Origin of the sequence: Oxalobacteraceae sp. CFBP 8761 (assembly GCA_014841595.1) — a bacterium.
In the GTDB taxonomy this organism is placed as follows: Bacteria; Pseudomonadota; Gammaproteobacteria; order Burkholderiales; family Burkholderiaceae_D; genus Telluria.
The window spans coordinates 616127-636543 of record JACYUE010000002.1 but is presented as its reverse complement, the minus strand read 5'-3'; the positions used below and the strand labels follow the sequence as shown (position 1 = coordinate 636543).

At 65.4% G+C, this 20417-nt stretch carries 17 protein-coding genes; 2 read left to right on the top strand and 15 right to left on the bottom strand.

The window, feature by feature from the left end:
- Positions 1–10: 10 nt before the first annotated feature.
- The 5 genes from yjfF to IFU00_15135 form a co-directional block, all read right to left on the bottom strand.
- Positions 11–976 (bottom strand): sugar ABC transporter permease YjfF, encoded by a 966-nt coding sequence (gene yjfF, locus IFU00_15155; GenBank protein ID MBD8543620.1) that lies wholly within the window; start codon positions 974–976, stop codon positions 11–13.
- A complete protein-coding gene (locus tag IFU00_15150; protein MBD8543619.1) occupies positions 973–2040 on the bottom strand; it encodes an ABC transporter permease in 1068 nt (355 codons plus the stop codon). The genes yjfF and IFU00_15150 overlap by 4 nt, the downstream gene beginning before the upstream one ends.
- Entirely contained in the window at positions 2040–3572 is a 1533-nt protein-coding gene (locus IFU00_15145; protein MBD8543618.1) for a sugar ABC transporter ATP-binding protein, read from the bottom strand. Before IFU00_15145 ends, IFU00_15150 begins: the two co-directional genes overlap by 1 nt.
- A 7-nt stretch (positions 3573–3579) precedes the next feature.
- The gene (locus IFU00_15140) at positions 3580–4542 is read right to left on the bottom strand and encodes an ABC transporter substrate-binding protein (GenBank protein ID MBD8543617.1); all 963 of its coding nucleotides are present in this window, start codon (positions 4540–4542) and stop codon (positions 3580–3582) included.
- A gap of 144 nt (positions 4543–4686) precedes the next feature.
- A complete protein-coding gene (locus tag IFU00_15135; GenBank protein MBD8543616.1) occupies positions 4687–5664 on the bottom strand; it encodes a ferritin-like domain-containing protein in 978 nt (325 codons plus the stop codon).
- A gap of 241 nt (positions 5665–5905) precedes the next feature.
- On the opposite strand from IFU00_15135, the gene IFU00_15130 reads away from it, so the two are divergent.
- Together IFU00_15130 and IFU00_15125 are read left to right on the top strand one after the other, a co-directional pair.
- Positions 5906–6499: a sigma-70 family RNA polymerase sigma factor gene (locus tag IFU00_15130; GenBank protein MBD8543615.1), complete on the top strand. Its 594-nt coding sequence runs from the start codon at positions 5906–5908 to the stop codon at positions 6497–6499.
- A complete protein-coding gene (locus IFU00_15125) occupies positions 6496–7212 on the top strand; it encodes an anti-sigma factor (GenBank protein ID MBD8543614.1) in 717 nt (238 codons plus the stop codon). The genes IFU00_15130 and IFU00_15125 overlap by 4 nt, the downstream gene beginning before the upstream one ends.
- Before the next feature lie 9 nt (positions 7213–7221).
- On the opposite strand, the gene IFU00_15120 is transcribed toward IFU00_15125, so the two are convergent.
- From IFU00_15120 to IFU00_15075, 10 genes are all read right to left on the bottom strand, one after another.
- On the bottom strand, positions 7222–9579 hold the full coding sequence (locus tag IFU00_15120; protein ID MBD8543613.1) for a glycoside hydrolase family 127 protein: 2358 nt from the start codon (positions 9577–9579) through the stop codon (positions 7222–7224).
- Complete coding sequence (locus IFU00_15115; protein MBD8543612.1) at positions 9576–10610, bottom strand: arabinan endo-1,5-alpha-L-arabinosidase; 1035 nt, start codon at positions 10608–10610, stop codon at positions 9576–9578. Before IFU00_15115 ends, IFU00_15120 begins: the two co-directional genes overlap by 4 nt.
- Positions 10611–12152, bottom strand: coding sequence for an alpha-N-arabinofuranosidase (locus tag IFU00_15110; GenBank protein ID MBD8543611.1), 1542 nt, complete (start codon positions 12150–12152; stop codon positions 10611–10613).
- An 82-nt stretch (positions 12153–12234) separates the two neighbouring features.
- The gene (locus IFU00_15105; GenBank protein ID MBD8543610.1) at positions 12235–13002 is read right to left on the bottom strand and encodes an SDR family oxidoreductase; all 768 of its coding nucleotides are present in this window, start codon (positions 13000–13002) and stop codon (positions 12235–12237) included.
- A 31-nt stretch (positions 13003–13033) separates the two neighbouring features.
- Positions 13034–14605, bottom strand: coding sequence for an aldehyde dehydrogenase (NADP(+)) (locus tag IFU00_15100; GenBank protein ID MBD8543609.1), 1572 nt, complete (start codon positions 14603–14605; stop codon positions 13034–13036).
- The gene (locus IFU00_15095) at positions 14602–15594 is read right to left on the bottom strand and encodes an FAH family protein (protein ID MBD8543608.1); all 993 of its coding nucleotides are present in this window, start codon (positions 15592–15594) and stop codon (positions 14602–14604) included. Before IFU00_15095 ends, IFU00_15100 begins: the two co-directional genes overlap by 4 nt.
- 24 nt (positions 15595–15618) lie before the next feature.
- A complete protein-coding gene (locus IFU00_15090; protein MBD8543607.1) occupies positions 15619–17361 on the bottom strand; it encodes a dihydroxy-acid dehydratase in 1743 nt (580 codons plus the stop codon).
- 151 nt (positions 17362–17512) lie between these two features.
- Complete coding sequence (locus IFU00_15085) at positions 17513–18394, bottom strand: SMP-30/gluconolactonase/LRE family protein (protein ID MBD8543606.1); 882 nt, start codon at positions 18392–18394, stop codon at positions 17513–17515.
- On the bottom strand, positions 18391–19443 hold the full coding sequence (locus tag IFU00_15080; GenBank protein ID MBD8543605.1) for a galactose mutarotase: 1053 nt from the start codon (positions 19441–19443) through the stop codon (positions 18391–18393). The genes IFU00_15085 and IFU00_15080 overlap by 4 nt, the downstream gene beginning before the upstream one ends.
- A 13-nt stretch (positions 19444–19456) precedes the next feature.
- Entirely contained in the window at positions 19457–20407 is a 951-nt protein-coding gene (locus IFU00_15075) for a glycoside hydrolase family 43 protein (GenBank protein ID MBD8543604.1), read from the bottom strand.
- Positions 20408–20417: the final 10 nt, after the last annotated feature.

Genomic DNA, 20417 nt, shown 5'->3' with positions numbered 1-20417 from the left:
TCTCCTTCTTTTATTTTCTTCCAAATGCCATCACGCGCTGGACGACGCAGAACACGAACAGCAGGCCGCCGATCACGATCCTCGTCCACCACGAACTGAGCGTACCGTCGAAGGCGATCAGCGTCTGGATCGTGCCCAGCACCAGCACGCCCGACAGCGCGCCGGCCACGTAGCCGTAGCCGCCCGTGAGCAGCGTGCCGCCGATGACGACGGCGGCGATGGCATCGAGTTCGGTACCCTGCGCATGCAGTCCGTAGCCGGACAGCATGTAGAACGCGAACAGCACGCCGGCCAGTGCGGCGCAGAAGCTGCTCAGCGCATACACGAGCACCTTGGTGCGTCCGACCGCCAGTCCCATCATCGCGGCCGAGGTTTCATTGCCGCCGATCGCATACACGGCGCGGCCAAAGCCGCTGTAGTGCGCGAGCCAGATGGCCAGGCCCAGCATGCCCAGCGCAATCAGCGCGCCGGGCGACAGGAAGCCGCCGAAAAACGGCAGCTGGGTTTGCGACATCGCCACGAACAGCGGATCGTCGATCGTGATCGACTCGATGCTGATCAGGTAGCACAGGCCGCGCGCGAGGAACATGCCGGCCAGCGTGACGATGAACGGCTGCAGCCGGAAGTAATGGATGATCGCCCCCATGCCCGCGCCAAAGCCGGCGCCGAGCAGCAGCACAAACGCGATCACCGCCAGCGGTGGCCAGTGCGCCACCTGCAGCAGCCAGGCCGCGATCATCGTCGCCAGCGCCAGCACGGCGCCTACCGACAGGTCGATCCCGCCGGACAGGATCACGAAGCCCATGCCGATCGCGATCACGAGCAAAAACGCATTGTCGATCAGGAGATTAAGCAGCACTTGCAGCGACAGGAAGCCGTCGTACAGCGCGCCGCCGACCAGCAGCATCGCCACCAGCAGCGCCACCGTGACCAGGGAGGTGAAGGACGGGGCCTTCGCAAGCAGGCGGACATTCATGCGCGCCCCCGCTGCCACAACTGCCTGAACTGGTCGGACTGCGAGATACAGACCAGGAACACGACAACCGACTTGACGACCATATTGACCTCGGGCGGCACGCCCAGCGAATAGATGGTGTAGGTGAGCGTCTGGATGATCAACGCCCCGACGAGCGAACCGGCCAGGCTGAACTTGCCGCCCGCGAGCGACGTGCCGCCCAGCGTGACGGCCAGGATGGCATCGAGTTCGAGCATCAGGCCGGCGTTGTTGGCGTCCGCGCTCTTCACGTTGGAACTGATCAAGAGGCCCGCCATGCCGGCGCAGGTGGCCGCGAACACGTAGACGAACACGATCAGCGCCGCCGTGCGGATGCCGGCCAGGCGCGCCGCCACCGGGTTGATGCCCACCGCCTGGATGAACAGCCCCAGCGCCGTGTGGCGCAGCAGCAGCGCCGTGACGCCGAACACCACGGCCACGACAAACAGCGCGAACGGCAAGCCGAACAGATATCCGCTGCCCAGGAAAAAGTACGGCTGGTAATAGACCGTGACGATCTGGCCATCGGTGAGCAACTGGGCCAGGCCGCGCCCCGCCACCATCAGGATCAGCGTGGCGACGATCGGCTGCAGGCCCAGGCCGGCGACGAGCGCGCCGTTCCACAGGCCGCACAGCAGCGCCGCGCCGAGGGCGGCGGCAATCGCCACCAGCATCGGCGTGTCGGCCAGGTACACGGGCACGCCATCCTGCATCACCATCGTGCCGCCAATCAGCATCGAGGCGACGGTGCCGGACAGCGCGACCACGGCGCCGACCGAGATGTCGATGCCGCGCGTGGCAATCACCAGCGTCATGCCGATCGCCGCCAGCATCAGGGGCGCCGCGCGGTTGACGATGTCGACCAGCGCGCCATACAGGTGGCCGTCGCGGACCTCCAGGTGAAAGAAGCCGGGAATCAGCAGGAAGTCGATCAGCAGCAGCACGGCCAGCGCGGCCAGGGGCCGGAACAGGCGGTGCGCCAGCATGCGCGGCACCAGGGGTGTTCGCGCGGGCGGCTGCAGCGCCGGGATGTCGTTGACGGCCATCAGGCGCCCTCCCCGGCAATCACGTGCAGCACCGTGCTGTCGTCGAGTTCACCGCGCCCGTACTCGCCGCAGGCCTTGCGGTCGCGCATGACGACAATGCGGTCACTCACGCGCAGCACTTCCGGCAGTTCGGACGAGATAAACAGGATCGACATGCCCTTGCGGCACAGGCTCGTGACGTAATCCATGATCTCCTGCTTGGCGCGCACGTCGATGCCGCGCGTCGGTTCGTCGAGGATCATCAGGCTTGGCTCGGTGGCCAGCCAGCGCGCCAGCAGCACCTTTTGCTGGTTGCCGCCCGAGAGCGTGCCGATGGGCGTCTCGATGCTGGCCGTCTTGATCCCCAGTTGCTGCACATAGTGATCGGCCAGCGCCTGCTGGCGGCGCAGCGGAATCGCGCGCAGCAGGCCCTGGCGCGCCTGCAGGGCCAGGATCAGGTTTTCGCGCACCGACAGGTCGAGGATCGCGCCTTCGTGCTTGCGGTCTTCGGAGCAGAACCCGATGCCGTGCGCAATGGCGTCGCGTGGCGTGGCAAGGGCGCGCGCGCGGCCCTTGATCTCGATCGCGCCGCTGTCGATCCGGTCGGCGCCGAACAGCATGCGCGCGGTTTCAGTGCGGCCGGACCCCAGCAGGCCGGCAAGGCCCAGCATTTCGCCTTTGCGCAGCACCAGGTCCAGCGGCGCGAGCACGCCGCGCCGGGCGGCGCCGCGCGTGCGCAGGACAATCTCGCCCGCCGCAGCGCTGGCCGCCTGCGCCGCTTGCTGACCGGTGGCAGGCAGCTCCTGGGCATCGGGCGCCGCACCGATCATCTTGTTGACCAGCGCCAGGCGCGACAAGTCGCTGCACAGGTATTCGCCTTCCCGCTCGCCGTTGCGCATCACGGTGATGCGGTCCGAGATCGCGTAGGTCTGCTCCAGGAAGTGCGTCACGAACAGGATCGCCATGCCCTGCTCGCGCAGCGCGCGCAGGTTGGAAAACAGCAGCTGGACTTCGGCTTCGTCGAGACTCGATGTGGGTTCGTCCAGGATCAGCACCCGCGCTGAAATGCTCAGCGCGCGCGCAATGGCCACCATCTGCTGGACCGCCAGCGGAAAGCTGGCCAACGGCTGGCGCACGTCGATGTGCACCTGCAGGCGCGTCAACAGTGCCTGCGCCTGCTGCCGCATCCGGCGCCAGTCGATCATGCCCCAGCGCCGCGGATAGCGGCCAATGAAGATGTTCTCGGCGACCGACAGATTCGGGCACAGGTTCACTTCCTGGTACACGGTGCTGATGCCCAGGCCCTGCGCGTCCTGCGTCGAGCGCGGCGCGATCGCCTCGCCAGCGAACACGATGCTGCCGCGATCGGGCTGGTAGACCCCCGTGAGCACCTTGATCAGCGTGGACTTGCCCGCGCCGTTCTGGCCCATCAGCGTGTGGACTTCGCCCGGATACAGGCGCAGGCCCGCATCCGACAGCGCGCGCACGCCGGGAAACTGCTTGTGGATGCCGGTCACTTCCAGGACCGGCACCTGCGTTGTCGTGGGAAGCATGGCCGCCTCAATAGCGACGGTTCGGGAATTCCTTCGCGGCCACTTCAGCCGGGAACACGCCCTCGTTCACCACGATGCGTTTGGGGACTGGTTTGCCCGCCTTGACCGCCAGCGCGGCCTGCATCAGCTGGGGACCGAGCAGCGGGTTGCATTCGACCGTCACGTTCAGCTTGCCCTGCAACATGGCCTCGAATGCGCCGCGCACGCCGTCGATCGAGATCACGAGGATGTCCTTGCCGGGCTTGATGCCAGCTTCCTCGATCGCCTGGATGGCACCGATGGCCATGTCGTCGTTGTGCGCGTACAGGACGGTGATGTTCTTGCCCTCGGACTTGAGGAACGCTTCCATCACTTCCTTGCCCTTGGTGCGGGTAAAGTCACCCGTCTGCGAACGCAGCATCTTCAGGCGCGGCTCGCCCTTGATCACTTCAGCGAAGCCGGCCTTGCGGTCGATGGCCGGCGCCGAGCCGACGGTCCCCTGCAGCTCGACGATGTTGTAGGCGCGACCCGGGTTCTTCTTCGCGTGCTCGACCAGCCAGCGGGCGGCGCGGCGGCCCTCTTCCACGAAGTCGGAACCGAGTAGCGTGACGTACAGCGACGGGTCGGCAACTTTCACACCTCGGTCGGTGAGGATGACGGGGATCTTGGCCGCTTTGGCTTCCCGCAGCACGGTGTCCCAGCCCGATTCGACGACGGGCGAGAACGCGATGATGTCGACGCGCTGGGCGATGAACGAGCGGATGGCCTTGACCTGGTTTTCCTGACGCTGCTGGGCGTCGGCGAATTTCATGATGACGCCGGCCTTTTTGGCAGCGTCCTTGATCGAGGCGGTGTTGGCGGTGCGCCATTCGCTTTCGGCGCCGACCTGCGAAAAGCCAATGGTGAGGGGCTTGGCGGCGAGTGCCGGGTGGGTTGCTGCAAAAGTGGCGGCCGTGGCTACGCCCAGGAACTTCCTGCGGGTGAATCGCATCACTTGTCTCCGATATTGTTGTTCTGCAATCGTAGGACAAAGTGTGATACTGATCCAATCAATTTTTTGCGCCGAGTGATACTTTTTCTGGTATCCAGCGTGATGCGGCATAGGGCTACCGCATCACGCTGGTCTTACTGGCTATCAGACGTAGGCGGAACTCATGTTGAGCAGTCCGTTCACACCACGCGGGAAGAAGCCGCCCATCGTGACCGATTCCTTGGTCAGATACACGATATTGAGCACGTCGCCCGGCGTGCGGCTGAACGCAATGCCATCCTTGTCGAGCGGCACGATGTTCGACACGGTGCTGTCGGTGGCATTCACGATGCCCTGATCGACATCGGTCGAACCGTCGAGACTGTCGCGCGCATTCGAGATCGCCGTGGCTGCGGTGCGCAGCGTCGGCGCCGTCAAGCCTTTCGTGTACAACACGGTGCGCACGATACCGGCGTGGTACGCCTCGGCCGCCAGGATGCCGGCTGCTGCCTCCAGGAAGGTTTTGTTCGTGATCAGCGGCGATGCGCCTTTGTACGCGGTCACGCCGACGTCCTCGAAGATGAATGCGCCGAGCAGGAAGTTTTCATCGCTGGCATACGGGTCGAAGGCGACGCCCGGGCCCACCAGGCCGGCCGCGCGGGCCGCGTTCGAGAACGCGCCGTTCGGATCGGTGCCGCCGATGTCGATGGCTGGCTGGGCAACCGCCGCCGAACCGAGCGCTGCGCGCAGGAAGCCCACGTGGGCGATTTCATCCTGCGCGATTTCCTTGGCGTATTGCGCGACCAGCGGATCCTTGAATGCGACTGCGCGGCCACCCGTCACGGCGCCCTGCGTGCCCGTGCCACCTGTCAGGCTCGCAGCCAGGCCGGTGCCGAACACCGCGTACGAATAGAACTGCGCTTCGAGGTACTCGAGGTTCAGCGCGAAATTGAGGATGTCGATGTCGGTCGGCTGCGCGGCCTGCGCAATCGCGTCCTTGACCGAGCCGCCGCAGGCGGACAGGAAGGTGCCGCCTACCATACCGACGCTGATCCCTCCCACGTTCTTGAAGAACGAGCGGCGCTTTTCCAGCTTTTCCTTGCGTGATTCGAGCAGTGCCAATGTCACATTCGTGTCTGTCATGGTGTGTCTCCGGTTGATGCGATCAAGTAAATGGGCTGGCGTCTGCTCAGGTATTTCAGTCAGGAAACCTGACTGCCACCGCTGATGCAGCGCGTATAGCTTGTACTGACGCACGATTGAATCGGTTTCAACTATTTCAAAAAAACTATTCAACCAGGGTGTCGGCCATCCGTGCGGGCGCTGGCGGGACGATATGATATTGTCAATATCACCGGATTTTTCACTCACACAACGTCTAAGGATGGCAGTGCCAGATACCCTTCATCCCGATCCCGAACAGCTGGCAACATGGCTGCACGGCACAGCACAAGGTGACGCGGCAGCCTTTCGCGCGTTGTATGACACGATTTCCCCGAAACTGTTTGGCTACGCACTACGTATATTAGGCAAGCGCGAACTGGCTGAAGAAGCACTGCAAGATGGATTCGTGGCAATCTGGAACGGCGCCGCCGGTTACCAGCGCCACCTGGCCGCGCCCATGACCTGGATGACGACGATCGTGCGCAACAAATCGCTCGACCTGCTGCGCCGCTGTGCCCACGATCTCGACATCGACGGCCCTGTCTTCGATGCCGAGATCATGGCGGCCCTGCAGGACCCGCGCGCCACGCCGATCGACGCGCTGCTCATCAGCCATGATGCGAAGGCGCTGGCCTACTGCATGTCGTTGCTCGAAGGCGCGCACCGGCAAGTCGTTGGCCTGGCCTTCTTCCACGACCTGTCGCACAGCGAAGTGGCGCAGCAGATGGCGATACCGATTGGTACCGTCAAGACCTGGATCCGCCGCAGCCTGGAGCGGCTCAAGACGTGCCTGGTTAAAGGCGAACGAGCATGAATATCAGCAACAACCCGCAACTGTGCGACAAGCTGGCGGCCGAATATGTCCTCGGCACGCTCAGGGGCGGCGCGCGCCGGCGCTTTGAACGCTATCTGCGTGACGACGCGGTCCTGCGGCGCCTGACCGCCGAATGGCAGGAGCGCCTGATGCCGATGGCCGAATTCTCGGGTGCGCAGACACCGCGTGCCCAGGTATGGCGCGCGATCGAGCGCCGTCTGGGCCTGGGTCAGGTTCAGAAAAGTGCGCACACGGCCTGGCAGTTCTGGCGCACCGAATCGCTGACGTTCTGGCGCTCGCTCAGCCTGGCGTCGCTGGCGGCGACCTTGCTGATGGTGGGCGTGCTGCGCTCGACGCTGGTCGAGGCGCCGCAAGTGGATCTGGTCGCCACGTTGATCGATGACAAGGCCCGCACGGCGCTGCTGCTGACCGCCGACAGCGAGCGCCGCGTGTTCACGGCGCGCCTGGTCGAGAACGCACCGGTTGCCGCCGACAAGTCGCTGCAGTTGTGGGCCGTTCCCAAGGAGGGCGCACCCCGCTCGCTCGGCGTGATTCCGCCGGAAGGCGCGATCGAGCTGCCGCTGACCGGCAGCGCCATCGGCGACGACATCGCCACGCTGGCCGTCTCGCTCGAACCGCGCGGCGGCTCGCCCGGCGCCGGTGGACCGACCGGACCGATTCTGTACAAGGGCAACTGGGTGCGGATGCTGTAAGGGCGACTCTTAGCGCAGCAGCCGCAATCCATACAGGCCGCCGGCCAGTGAACCGGGCTGCGCGACAAAGCGCACGTTCAGCAGACCTTGCGCGGCATCGCGCAGTGCGGCCGGAATCGGATAGTCGACGGTGTAGAAATCCCCGGCCGTGTCGCCCGTCAACGTCACCTCGACCAGCAACTGCCCATTGACGACGATATCGAAGCGCCGCCCTGCGTCGGCTTTCGCATACGTCAGCCGCAGCACGGCGGCTTCCTGTTTCGGATCCTTCAATTCATAGCTGAACCACTTCGACGCATGGCGCCAGTGGCGCCCGTCATTGACGCCCGCGTCGATCCCCTCGCCCTTGAAGAAATGGTCGGACTCCGGTTGCTGCTCGCCCGGCGCGACCTGGTCGACCGTGCGCGCATCGAGCGCCAGGCGCTCTGCCTCGCCCGCAGCATTGGCCGCCTGCTGCGCCTTCAGCCCGACCGGTGTCGCGTGCTGCCAGTACATCGTATAGCGCGACTCGTGCAGGCGGAAGAACGGCACGAACTCGGTGGCCGGTCCGTCCGCACCATGCACCAGCCCCGGCGCGGTGAACGTCAACGGCTTGCCGGCCACGGGCTTGAACCTGCGGATGAAGTCCACCGAATCGCTGACGAACATCGGCGCGGATTCCATCGGGCAGACCGGGCCGGATGCGATGTGCCCCATGCGCGCGTCGTCGGCCAGATACTGCAGCCGCTCGTCGCCCGGCATCCGTGTCCTGGCCGCCAGCACCACCGGTCCGTGCAGCACCGCGTAATAGTTCGACTTGTCCGGCAGCTGCTCCAGGTGCGTGGTCATCGGCAGGCGCACGTCGATCCGGTCGCCGCTGCGCCAGCTGCGCGTGAGCGCCACGTAGCCGCCCGGCCGCGTGGCGAAACGCACCAACTGGCCATTGACCTGCACCGTCATGCGCCCAGGGGCCACCCATCCCGGATAACGAATCTTGACCGTGAACGTGTTCGAACCGGGTGTCGCGCGGTCGATCGTCAGGCGCGTCGTCTCGACATCCGGGAAGCGGGTCGCCTGCGTCAGCCGGACACCCTGCGCTTTCCAGTCGAGGGTCGAGGCCATGAACAGGTTGACGAACAAGGTGTCCTTCTCGTGCGCGTAGATGAATTCACCGTACTTGGCGTGGCTTTCGATGCCCGAGCCCACGCAGCACCACATGCCCTGGTCGGGCTGCGAATACACGCGGTAGTGATTCGGCCGCAGCGGCGTGAAATACACGAACCCGCCCTGCGGGCGCTGCGACGACAGGATATGGTTGTACAGCGCGCGCTCGTAATAGTCGCCGTACGCGCCCTTCTGCTCGGCCGCGAACAGCATCTGCGTCAGCTTGAGCATATTGTAGGTATTGCAGGTCTCCGGTCCTTCGACGTCATGCACCATTGGCGCGAAGTCGTCCCGGCTGTGGAAATGCTCCTTGACGCTGTTGCCGCCGATCGCCACCGAGCGCTTCTCCACCACCGTCTGCCAGAAGAACATGGCCGCGTCGCCCATGTCCTTGCGCCCGGTCGCATCATGGATGCGCTGAAAGCCAATCACCTTCGGGATCTGCGTATTGGCATGCAGGCCGGTGAGCTGGTCATCCTGCCGGGCCAGCGGCTGCAGGATCGCCTGGTGCGAAAAGCGCAGTGCGAGGTCGAGGTACTTCCGGTCGCCGGTGATCTCGGCGACATCGACGAAGATCTCGTTCATGCCGCCATGCTCGCTGCGCAGCATCGCCTGCATCTGTTCCGGCGACAGGCGCGCGGTCAAGGCCAGCGCCCAGTCGGACAGCGCAACCAGCATGGCATGCGCGTCCCGGTTTCCGCCATAGCGGTAGGCATCGCGCAGGCCTGCGTAGACCTTGTGCAGGTTGTACCACGGCACCCACTTGCCGTTGACCGAGAAGCCATCGGCTTCGAGCTTGCCGGCCGCGACATCGCGCCAGGCCTGGCGGCCACCCGGGATGCCGCCGAGGTAGCCGTCGCCATTGGCGTGCTGCGCCCGTTGCAGTTCGGCGACCATGTAATTCAGGCGGCGCAGCGTTTCCGCGTCGCCGGTCGACGCGTACATCAGCGCCAGCGCCGACAGGTAGTGCCCGCCCATGTGGCCATCCAGGCCCGAGGATTCCCAGTTGCCGTAGCTCGGCTTGCGCGGTGCCAGGCCGGCCTCGCGCAGGAACGGCGCAAGCAGGCGGTCCGGCTCCATCGCCATCAGGTAGTTCAGGTTGGTGGTCTGGGCGTCGAGGAACGGCCCCGCGCCCAGGCGCACGTCCGCCAGCGGGAACGGTGCGGCCGCCTGCGCCAGCGTACCCGACCCCAGCAGCAGCCATGCCAGGAGGCGAAGCTTCATGGCTGCAGCGCGCTCTGGTAGCGATTCAGGTCCTTCTGATCGAGCACCGGCCAGCCATCCCGGTCCCAGCCCATGTCCAGCACCTTGAGCTTCTGCTTGAAGCGGTCGGCGGTCTCATAGGCGTGCAGCACCATGTAGTCCTTGCCGTCGAACGTGTAGGCGCTGTTGTGGCCCAGGCCACGCCAGTCGCTGTCGCCCGCGATCACGAGCGTGCCGCCGCCCCTGGCCATGTCGACGCCGTTGCGGTCGAGGTAGGGCCCGGTGATCGTTTTCGCGCGGCCCACCACCACCTTGTAGGTGCTGTCCTTGCCCTTGCAGCACAGGTCCCACGATGCGAACAGGTAGTACCAGCCGTTCTTCGGAAAGATGAATGGCGCCTCGATCTGCGCCGGCCCGGCTTCGTCGTCCGGCGTGAAGGCCGGCCGTTCGCGGCGCGCGATCGTGTGCCATTCCTGCGGCTCGGCCAGCCTGGTGCGGCTGGCGTCGAGCTTCACCAGTTTCAGGCCGCCCCAGAACGAGCCGAACGACATCCACGGCGTCCCTTTGGCGTCGTCGATCACCTGCGCATCGATGGCGTTCCACAGGTCGCGCCCCGGCACCGACTGCACGACCGGGCCCTGGTCTTCCCACTTGTAGGCGGGCGAGCGCGGGTCGAGCGTCGTGTTGACGGTCACGCCGATGGCCGAGGTGTTCTTGCCGAAGCCCGACACCGAGTAGTACAGGTAGTACTTGCCGTCATGGTGATAGATGTCGGGCGCCCAGATATGGCCATCAAAGGTCGGCGCGGCCCGTGTCGCCCAGGCCGGGCCCTCCTTGAAGACGCGGCCTTCCGGCTTCCACGTCGTCAGGTCGGTCGAGCTGTAGAACGTGATCCCGGGGCCGGTGCTGAACAGGTAGTAGCGCCCGCCCTGCTTCGCCATGACCGGGTCGTGCACGCCGACCTGCGCGGTACTGGCGCCGCCGGCGGCGCTGGCCGCGCCGGCCGCACTGGCGATCACCAGCGCCGCCCACACGAGGTGTGCGGCCCGCATTTACGCCTCGACCGCGAAGACCATCACGGCCTTGGCCGGGACCTTGATCGTCAGCTTGCCATCCTGCGCCCTGGCGCTGAACGGCGCCGGCTTGATCGCCTGAGGCTTTTCGAACGTGTTGTGCGCATCCATGGCGTCGGCCGTCAGCACCTGGCCTGCAACGCCACCGACCGTCAGCCCCGCCACATTGAGCGTGACATCGCTGGCGCGCGTCGGGTGCGTGTTGACCAGCGCGATATACACCTTGCCATCCTTGGCGCGCGCCGCCGTGGCGCTGATGCCCGGCACACCCTTGCCATTGCTCGAATAGGCCACGTCATTGTCGACCGCCACCGGCAGCGACGTCGCATCCTGGAACGGGATGTACATCTTGTACGCGTGGTAGGTTGGCGTCAGCAGCATCTTCTCCTTGTCGGTGATGATCATCGCCTGAAGCACGTTGACCATCTGCGCGATGTTCGTCATGCGCACACGCTCGGCGTGGGCATGGAAGATGTTGAAGTTCAGCGCCGCCACGACCGCGTCGCGCAGGGTGTTACGCTGGAACAGGAAGCCCGGATTGGTGCCCGGTTCGACGTCGTACCAGGTGCCCCATTCGTCGACGTAGAACCCGATTTTCTTCTCGGGGTCGTTCTTGTCGAGGATGGCGACGTTCTGCTTGATGTGCTGGTCCATGCGCAGCGTCTGCTGCATGGTCGAGAACCATTCCGATTCCGGGAAGCCTGTGGCGGCGCCCTTCTTTTCCCATACGCCGGTCGGCAGCGTGTAGTAGTGGAAGCTGATGCCGTCGGTGCCGCGCGCGGCTTCCTTGCTCAGCACCTCGGTCCATCTGGTGTCGTTGTCGTTGCCACCGCTGGCGATCATTTTCGGGCGTGCATCCGGTGGCGTTTTCAGGAACGTCGCGTAGTGGTTGTACAGGTTGGCATAGTATTCCGGCTTCATGTTGCCGCCGCAGCCCCAGGCTTCGTTGCCGATGCCGAAATAAGCCACCTTGTACGGCGCCTTGCGGCCATTCTTGCGGCGCAGTTCGGCCAGGGACGACTTGGTGTCCGACGTCATGTACTCGAGCCACTCGGCCATCTCCTGCGGCGTGCCGGAACCCAGGTTGCCGTTGATGTAGGCTTCCGTGCCCAGGATCTCGACCAGATCGAAGAATTCATGCGTGCCCACCGCATTGTCCTCGGCCACGCCGCCCCAGTGCGTGTTGACCTTGACCGGGCGCTTGTTGCGCGCGCCGATGCCGTCGCGCCAGTGGTATTCGTCGGCGAAGCAGCCGCCCGGCCAGCGCACCAGCGGGACCTTCAATTCCTTCAGGGCGCCGACGACGTCATTGCGCCAGCCGCGGGTATTCGGGATGGAAGAATTCTGGCCGACCCACAGGCCGCCGTAGATGCCGGTACCAAGGTGCTCGGCAAACTGGCCATACACGTTCTTGTTGATGACGGGGCCTGGCTTGCCGGTGTCGACCGACACGCTGACCTGGGCAAAGGCAGGCATGGCGGCCAGACCGCATGCGAGGATGAGGGGTTTGAGTGCTTTCAACATTGTCTCCATTGGTTTTGCCTGCTTTTTTTTTGCAGGCTTGATTTACTTATCACTACCGCGATGTGACGGCCGGCGCATCTCAGGTCCAGCCGGCATCCACGACGAAATCCTGCGCCGTGCACATCTGGCTATCGTCGGCGCCCAGGAACAGCACCATGCGCGCGACATCCTCCGGCATCAGCTTGCCCGGCAGGCACTGCGCTTTCTTGATCTCGGCTTCGGCCGCGTCGTCCACCCACAAGTCGATCTGCCGCTGCGTCATGACCCAGCCGGGCGTGACGGTGTTGACCCGCACGCCGAACGGTCCCAGGTCACGCGCCAGGCTGCGCGTCAGGCCGATCACGGCGGACTTTGTAGTCGCATACACCGGATAGCCGGCGCCCTTGGCATGCCAGGACATCGAACTGAAATTGATGATCGAGCCGCCCCCCTTCTTTTTCATGCCCGGCAAGACCGCCTGGCAGGTAAAGAACATCGGGCGCTGGTTGATGGCGATGCGCTCGTTCCAGTAATCGAGCGAGACGTCCTGGATATCGTGGCGCTGGTCGTTCGCCGCATTGTTGACCAGCACCTCGAAGTCGCCCAGCTGCGCGGCCAGTTCGGCCATCGTGCGCTGCAGCGCAGGGATGTCGGTGATGTCGCAGTGCCGATAATGCGGCGCGCGGTGGCCGGCGCCGGCCAGCTGCGCGCACAGCGCTTCGCTGGCGTCGCGCGCGATGTCCACGAACGCGACGACAGCGCCCTGCGCCACGAACGCTTCCACGATCGCCGCGCCGATGCCGGTGCCGCCGCCCGTCACAAACACCCGCCTGTCCCTCAGGCTCGGGTAGTTCGCCATGTGTTGCATGCTTGTCTCCATCTTGTTGTTGTCTGCCCGCTCACTCTTTGGTGAGCGCGCCATCCCGGCGCCGCCAGGCGCCCAGCGGGTTCCCATCCTGCAGGACCTCCGGCAGCAGTGCGGCCGGCAGGTTCTGGTAGCAGACCGGCCGCAGGAAGCGGCTGATCGCGCCCGTTCCCACCGAGGTGCTGCGGCCGTCGGCCGTCGACGGGAACGGCCCGCCATGCACCATCGCCGTCGACACCTCGACGCCGGTAGGATACCCGTTGGCCAGGATCCGCCCGACCTTGCGCTCCAGCGTCGGCAGCAGCGCTCTGGCGGCGGCGATGTCGCCCGCGTCGAGCTGCAGCGTGGCGGTCAGCTGGCCTTCGATGGCCTCGGCCACGTCGCGCATCTTGCCCGCGTCCTTGCAGACCACCAGCACCGAGGCGGGGCCGAACACTTCGTCGTGCAGCTCGGTGCGCGCCAGGAATTCATCGGCCGTCGTGCGAAACAACGCCGCGCCGCCCTTGCCTTCTTCGTGCGCCACCTGCGCGAGCGTCGTGATCGCGTCGTTGCCGGCCAGCGCCTCGACGCCCTTGCGGTAGCTGTCCGCAATGCCCTGATTCAGCATCACGGCGCTGCTGGATGCTGCCAGGGCGTGGCTCGCGGCGTTGGTAAAGTCATCCAGGCCAGGCCCGTCGACCGCCAGCACCAGCCCGGGATTGGTGCAGAACTGGCCGACGCCCATGGTCAGCGACGCGGCAAAGCCCTTGCCGATCTCCTCGCCCCGGTTGGCCAGCGCCTCGGGCAGCAGGAACACCGGATTGATCGAGCTCATTTCGGCATACACGGGAATCGGCTGTTTGCGCGCGGCCGCCACCGCCATCAGGGCCAGGCCGCCCGAGCGCGAGCCGGTAAAGCCCACGGCCTGGATGGCCGGGTGCGCCACCAGGCGCTGGCCGATGCCGTTGCCGGTTCCACTCAACAGCGCAAACACGCCGGCCGGCAAGCCGCATTGCGCGACGGCCCGGGCGACTGCGCGGCCCACGAGTTCCGACGTGCCCGGGTGGGCCGAGTGGGCCTTGAGCACGACCGGACAACCGGCCGCAAACGCGGACGCCGTATCGCCACCGGCGACCGAGAACGCGAGCGGGAAGTTACTGGCGGCGAACACGGCCACCGGACCGACGCCGATCAGGCGCATGCGCAGGTCGGGCCGGGGCGGGACGCGCTCGGGCAGCGCCGTGTCCAGGCGCGCATCGTTCCATGACCCTTCACGCAGCAGCGTGGCAAACAGGCGCAGCTGGCCCACGGTGCGCATGCGCTCACCTTCCAGGCGCACGCGCGGCAGGCCGGTTTCCAGCATCGCACGCTCGATCAGCGCGTCGCCGATGGCCAGGACCTGCTCGGCCACGGTCTCGAGAAACTGCGCACGGGCCGCGTCGCCCGTCGCGCGAAACGCGTCGAAGGCGTCGCCGGCCAGCGTGCAGGCGCGGTCGATCTGCTCGGGTGTGACCATGTGGAAGGCCGGCTCGATGTGCTCGCGCTGGCCTGGCGCCCAGGCCTGGAACGCGCCCGCGCCGCCGCGCTCCGCGAGGCCGTTGATGATGGCGTCGCCGGTGATGTTCATAAGGCGGTCACTTTCGTGTAAGGGGTGGCTTGCACCGCGAGGCGGTTGCGCAGCGCCGGGCCGAAGGTGGGCGAAGCGACTTCGAAGGTTTCCCCTTCGCTGACCTGGACGCCGTCGGCAAAGCTCAGCGTGGCGGTGCCGAAGAAATGGATGTGGACGTCGCCGGCGCGCTTGAACAAGCCGTACTTGAAGTGGTGGTACTCGAGGTTCTCGAGCGTGTGCGACATGTTCTGTTCACCGCTGACGAAGTGCTTTTCCCAGCGCACCTGGCCATCCGCGCCAATGATGCGCGAGACGCCCGCGACGTGCGCCGGCAGTTCGCCCACCAGCAGCGCCGGCCCCAGACCGCAGTTGCGCAGCTTGGAATGCGCAAGGTACAGGTAGTTCTGGCGCTCGGTCACGTGGTCGGAGAACTCGTTGCCGATGGCATAACCGAGGCGGTACGGGTGCCCGTCATTACCGATCAGGTACAGGCCGGCAATCTCCGGCTCTTCGCCGCCATCGAGCGAGAATGCCGGCATCTCAAGGTCCTGACCGGTGGCGCGCACGATCGAGCCGTCGCCCTTGTAGAACCATTCCGGCTGCACGCCGGCCGTGCCGGTCGCCGGCTTGCCGCCTTCGACGCCCATGCGGAACATCTTCATGCTGTCGCTGAGCGCGGCGATATCGCCGCCGATCTTCTGGTGCATGGCGTCGCGTGCATCGGCGCTGCCCAGGTGGGTCAGGCCGGTGCCGGTCACGTAGCAGTGGGCAGCGTCCGGGTGGTCGAGCGGTGGCAGGATGCGGCCGGCCTGCGCGGTGGCGTCATAGTCGACGTGCTGCGCACCGGCAGCGCCCTCGGCCAGCTGGGCCAGGCTTTGGCCGGCGCGGATTGCAGCGCGTGCGAGCTCCAGGGTGGTGGTGTAGCCATCGATGACGCGGATAGTGGCGCCGGTCAGGATGCCGACCCGGCGCTCCTGCGCGTCGGTCAGAAATTGGATGAGCAACATGCTCTGGTCTCCTCGGTTCTTGGTTCAGTGGGAATGCTTCGGCACCGCCGAGCCACGGCAGCCGACGAGGAAATCGAAATCGCAGCCGTCGTCGGCCTGCATCACGTGATCGAGGTACAGGCGTTGGTAGCCGCTGTGCTGCACGGGCTTGTTCTTTTCGGCGCGCTCGGCCAGCCGGCGCACGATCTCGGCATCCGGCAGTTCGACGTTGAGCAGCCCGTTCTGGCAATCGAGCTGGATCATGTCGCCGTCCTGCACGATGCCCAGCGGCCCGCCGTCCATCGCTTCCGGCGCCACGTGCAGCACCACGGTGCCATATGCGGTGCCGCTCATGCGCGCGTCCGAGATGCGCACCATGTCGGTGATGCCCCTGGCCAGCAGCTTGGGTGGCAAGCCCATATTGCCCACTTCGGCCATGCCCGGATAGCCTTTCGGGCCGCAATTCTTCATCAGGAGCACCGAGTTTTCGTCCACATCCAGGTCCGGGTCGAGGATGCGCTGCTTGTAGTGGTCGAAGTCTTCGAAGACCACGGCGCGTCCCCGATGCTGCATCAGGTGCGGCGAGGCGGCCGACGGTTTGAGCACGGCCCCGCGCGGCGCGAGATTGCCGCGCAGGATGCAGATGCCGCCGTCCGCGATCAGCGGATTGTCCAGCTGGCGCACGACCTCGTCGTTGTAAATCGGCGCGGCCACGCAGTTTTCCCACAGCGTGTTGCCGTTGACGGTCAGCGCATCCTTGTTGGGAATCAGACCGCCCTCGCCCAGGCGGCGAATCACGGCCGGCAAGCCGCCCGCGTAATAGAACTCTTCCATCAGGAAGCGCCCCGATGGCAGCAGGTCGACCACGGTCGGCGTGCCCTTGCCAATGCGGGTCCAGTCCTCCAGTTCGAGCGGTACGCCCACCCGCCCGGCAATGGCCTTCAGGTGGATCACGGCGTTGGTCGAGCCGCCGATGGCCGCATTCACGCGGATGGCGTTCTCGAAGTTTGCGCGGGTGAGGATCTTCGACAGGCGCAGGTCTTCGTGCACCATCTCGACGATGCGCATGCCCGACATGTGCGCCAGTACGTAGCGGCGCGCATCCACGGCGGGAATCGCGGCGTTGTGCGGCAGCGAGGTGCCCAGCGCTTCGGCCATGCAGGCCATCGTCGACGCCGTGCCCATCGTGTTGCAGGTGCCCGCGCTGCGCGAGTGGCCCGCTTCGGCCGACAGGAATTCGTGCATCGTGATCGTGCCGGCCTTGGCCTGCTCGTGCAACTGCCAGACGGCGGTGCCGGAGCCGATGTCCTTGCCGTTCAGTTTACCGTTGAGCATCGGGCCGCCGGTGACGACGATCGTCGGCAGGTCGACGCTGGCCGCGCCCATCAGCAGCGCCGGCGTGGTCTTGTCGCAGCCGACCAGCAGCACGACCGCATCCATCGGATTGCCGCGGATGGATTCTTCGACGTCCATGCTGGCCAGGTTCCGGGTCAGCATCGCCGTCGGGCGCAGATTGGATTCGCCATTCGAAAACACGGGGAATTCAACGGGGAAGCCGCCCGCTTCCAGGATGCCGCGCTTGACGTGCTCGGCCAGTTTGCGGAAGTGCGCATTGCACGGGGTCAGTTCGGACCAGGTGTTGCAGATGCCGATGATCGGCTTGCCCTGGAATTCATGGTCGGGTATGCCCTGGTTCTTCATCCAGCTGCGGTACATGAACCCGTTCTTATCCTGCGTGCCAAACCATGCCGCAGAACGCAGCGGCGTCTTTTTCTTTGCCTCGGACATCGTATCTCCTCGTTATTCTCTGGATGAAGCGTGCATGGTGCCGCTGTCCATATCACTTGATTACCGAGAGGAAGTCTAAAGTCCGGGCAGATAACTTACTAATCAAATTTTAACGAAGATCGATACCGTTTTTCGTATCGCTGTTGAGCCATCAAACGTGCAGGAAACGCGACTCGGGCAGGCCGCGGATCTCCAGCGCCTGCGCAAACAATGCGCCCGACAGCGGCGCGGCCGCACGTTCGGCATTGGTCATGCCCAGGTGGGCGCTGGTGACGAACAGTGTCGTCAGGTCAGGCCCGCCGAAGGCTGGGCAGCTCGGCTGCGGCGCTGCCAGTGGCACCGTCCGTTCGAGCTGGCCGTCGGGCGCAAAGCGCGCCACGATGCCGGCGCCCCAGCGCGTACTCCACAGGAAGCCGGCGGCATCGATCGTCGAACCGTCGGGCTCCCCTGGCACGGCATCGGCCGCGACGAACGTGTGCACGCGCCCTACTTCGGCGCTGCACGGGTTGTAGTCGGCGTACAGGATGGCCTTTTGCGCCGAGTCGGCAAAGTACATGCGGCGCCCGTTCGGACTGAAGCAGATGCTGTTGGCGATGGCGGCGTTGGGCAGCGGCAGGCGTTCGAGCGACAGGTCGAGGTTCAGGCGGTAGAAGCCACCCAGTGCGTGCTTGGGATGTTCGGCCTGGTTGAACATGCCGAACACGAACCGCCCCTGGCGATCGCAGCGGCCATCATTGATGCGCGTGGATGGAATATCCGGTTCGACATCGCAGATGCGCGTGACCTTGCCGCTCGAGAAAGTAAAGAACGCGAGACCGGACGCCAGCCCCAGCAACAGGCGGTCGTCGCTGCCGGTCAGCGCGAAGCAGCACAGGCGCTCAGGCATCGGCCAGCTGGCCGTGCGGCCAGTGGCCGACGTGTAGGCCCACAGGGTGGCGGCGGGAATATCGGTCCACAGCAGGCGGCCGGTGCGCTCGCACCACAGCACGCACTCGCCCAGCTCGTGCCGGGTGTCGGTCAGCACCTCCATCACGCGGCCTCGGTGGTAAAGCGAAAGCGCGACTCGGTGGCATACACCTCGCCCGGGCGCAGGATCACGTTCGGGAACTGCGGCTGGTTCGGCGAATCGGGGAAATGCTGCGGCTCCAGGCACAAGCCGCTGCGGTGTCCGTAGCTGCGGCCCTTGCCGGAAAGCGACCCGTCAAGGAAATTCCCGCTGTAGAACTGCACGCCGGGTTCCTGCGTCCATAGTTCCAGCACGCGGCCCGAGACGGGTTCGCTCACCCGCGCCGCCCGTGTCAACCCCGTGCCTTGCGGCCTGTTCAGGACAAGATTGTGGTCGTAGCCGCTGCCGTGGCGCAGCTGCTTGTCGGGCTGGCCGATCCGCTCGCCGATCTGGCGCGGCAGGCGAAAGTCGAACGGCGTGCCGGTAACGGGCGTGAGTTCGCCGGTGGGAATCGATTCGCTGTCGATGGCCACGAAGCTGTCGGCATCGATGGTCAGGTAGTGCCCCAGGATGTCGCCGTCGCCGGCCAGGTTGAAGTAACTGTGCTGCGTCAGGTTGACCGGCGTGGCCTTGTCGGTCACGGCGTGGAAACGCACCACCAGTTCGTTGGCGTCATTGAGCTGGTAGACGACCGTGACATCGAGGTTGCCGGGATAGCCCATCTCGCCGTCGACGCTGCGGTAGGCCAGGCGCAGGCTGGTGCCATCGACCGTCGCCGTCCACAGGACCCGATCGAAGCCGCCGGCGCCGCCGTGCAAATGGTTGTTGCCGTTGTTGACCGGCAGCTGGACCTGCACGCCATCGAGCGTGAAACGGCCCCTGGCGATGCGGTTGCCGTAGCGGCCGATCAGTGCGCCGAAGTACGGGCTGTCGGTGCAGTATGGCTTGATCGAATTGAAGCCGAGCACCACGTCGGCGAACCTGCCGTCGCGGTCCGGCGCATGCAGTTCGGTGATGACGCCGCCGAAGTCGATGATCTTCGCCACCATGCCACGGGCATTGGTGAGCGTGAACTGGGTGACGGCGGCGCCGCCTGGCAGGTGGCCGAATGGCGCTTGCGTGATACCGGTTTGCACGGTGATGTGATCCTTAATAGACAGAGGGTCGGCCAAACACCGGCATGCCCTGGTCGTCCCAGCGCAGCGGTTTCACGAAGGTGTGGCGGTCCGGATTCCAGAGCGGATCGCCGACGATCTCGGTGTAGGTGCGCGCGTGGTAGACCAGCATCACGGTGTCGTTGTCTTCGGCCAGCGTGAAGCTGTTGTGGCCCGGCCCATAGACGCCGTGATCGTAGCATGTACGCAAAACGGGCTGCGCCGACTTGGTCCACGAGTGCGGATCGAGCAGATCGGCGTCTTCGTCGGCCCACAGCAACCCCATCGCGTAGTTATGATCGGTCGCGCTGGCCGAGTAGCTGATGAAGATCTTGCCGTTGCGGCGCAGGACCGACGGGCCTTCGTTTACCCAGAAGCCGATCGTTTCCCAGTCGTGCTCCGGTTTGCTCAAGAGGATCGGGGCACCCTCGATCTGCCACGGCGTTTTCATCGGGGCGATGTACAGGTTCGAATTGCCCTCGATGGCGGGGTCTTTCTGCGCCCACAGGTAATACAGCGTGCCCTTGTGGGTGAACGTGGTCGCATCGAGGCAGAAGCTGTCGATGCCGGTGTCGACCTGGCCCATGAATTCCCACTCGCCTTCCAGCGGGTTGGCATGGCGGTTGCGGATCGCGTACATGCGATGCTGGAACAACGCGTCCTTGATCGCGCGGCTGGGCGCGGCGGCAAAGTAGACGTACCAGGCGCCGTCATTGAAGTGCAGCTCGGGAGCCCATACCAGCTCGGAATACGGGCCGGTCTCGGGTTTGTGCCAGACGTCGACCGTGGGCGCGGTGGCCAGGCCGGCAATGGTGGTCGCGCGGCGCAGTTCGATGCGGTCGTACAGCGGCACCGAGGCCGTGAAGTAATAGTAGCCGTCGGTGTGCTTGTAGATGTAAGGATCGGCGCGTTGCTCGATCAGCGGCTGGAGGATGGTTTCTTGCATGGTTGTTCTC

Bases quoted from the DNA above. Each gene is read 5' to 3' on its own strand.
- yjfF (MBD8543620.1), bottom strand. From the start codon at position 976: ATGAATGTCCGCCTGCTTGCGAAGGCCCCGTCCTTCACCTCCCTGGTC.
- IFU00_15150 (MBD8543619.1), bottom strand. From the start codon at position 2,040: ATGGCCGTCAACGACATCCCGGCGCTGCAGCCGCCCGCGCGAACACCC.
- IFU00_15145 (MBD8543618.1), bottom strand. From the start codon at position 3,572: ATGCTTCCCACGACAACGCAGGTGCCGGTCCTGGAAGTGACCGGCATC.
- IFU00_15140 (MBD8543617.1), bottom strand. From the start codon at position 4,542: ATGCGATTCACCCGCAGGAAGTTCCTGGGCGTAGCCACGGCCGCCACT.
- IFU00_15135 (MBD8543616.1), bottom strand. From the start codon at position 5,664: ATGACAGACACGAATGTGACATTGGCACTGCTCGAATCACGCAAGGAA.
- IFU00_15130 (MBD8543615.1), top strand. From the start codon at position 5,906: ATGGCAGTGCCAGATACCCTTCATCCCGATCCCGAACAGCTGGCAACA.
- IFU00_15125 (MBD8543614.1), top strand. From the start codon at position 6,496: ATGAATATCAGCAACAACCCGCAACTGTGCGACAAGCTGGCGGCCGAA.
- IFU00_15120 (MBD8543613.1), bottom strand. From the start codon at position 9,579: ATGAAGCTTCGCCTCCTGGCATGGCTGCTGCTGGGGTCGGGTACGCTG.
- IFU00_15115 (MBD8543612.1), bottom strand. From the start codon at position 10,610: ATGCGGGCCGCACACCTCGTGTGGGCGGCGCTGGTGATCGCCAGTGCG.
- IFU00_15105 (MBD8543610.1), bottom strand. From the start codon at position 13,002: ATGCAACACATGGCGAACTACCCGAGCCTGAGGGACAGGCGGGTGTTT.
- IFU00_15100 (MBD8543609.1), bottom strand. From the start codon at position 14,605: ATGAACATCACCGGCGACGCCATCATCAACGGCCTCGCGGAGCGCGGC.
- IFU00_15095 (MBD8543608.1), bottom strand. From the start codon at position 15,594: ATGTTGCTCATCCAATTTCTGACCGACGCGCAGGAGCGCCGGGTCGGC.
- IFU00_15090 (MBD8543607.1), bottom strand. From the start codon at position 17,361: ATGTCCGAGGCAAAGAAAAAGACGCCGCTGCGTTCTGCGGCATGGTTT.
- IFU00_15075 (MBD8543604.1), bottom strand. From the start codon at position 20,407: ATGCAAGAAACCATCCTCCAGCCGCTGATCGAGCAACGCGCCGATCCT.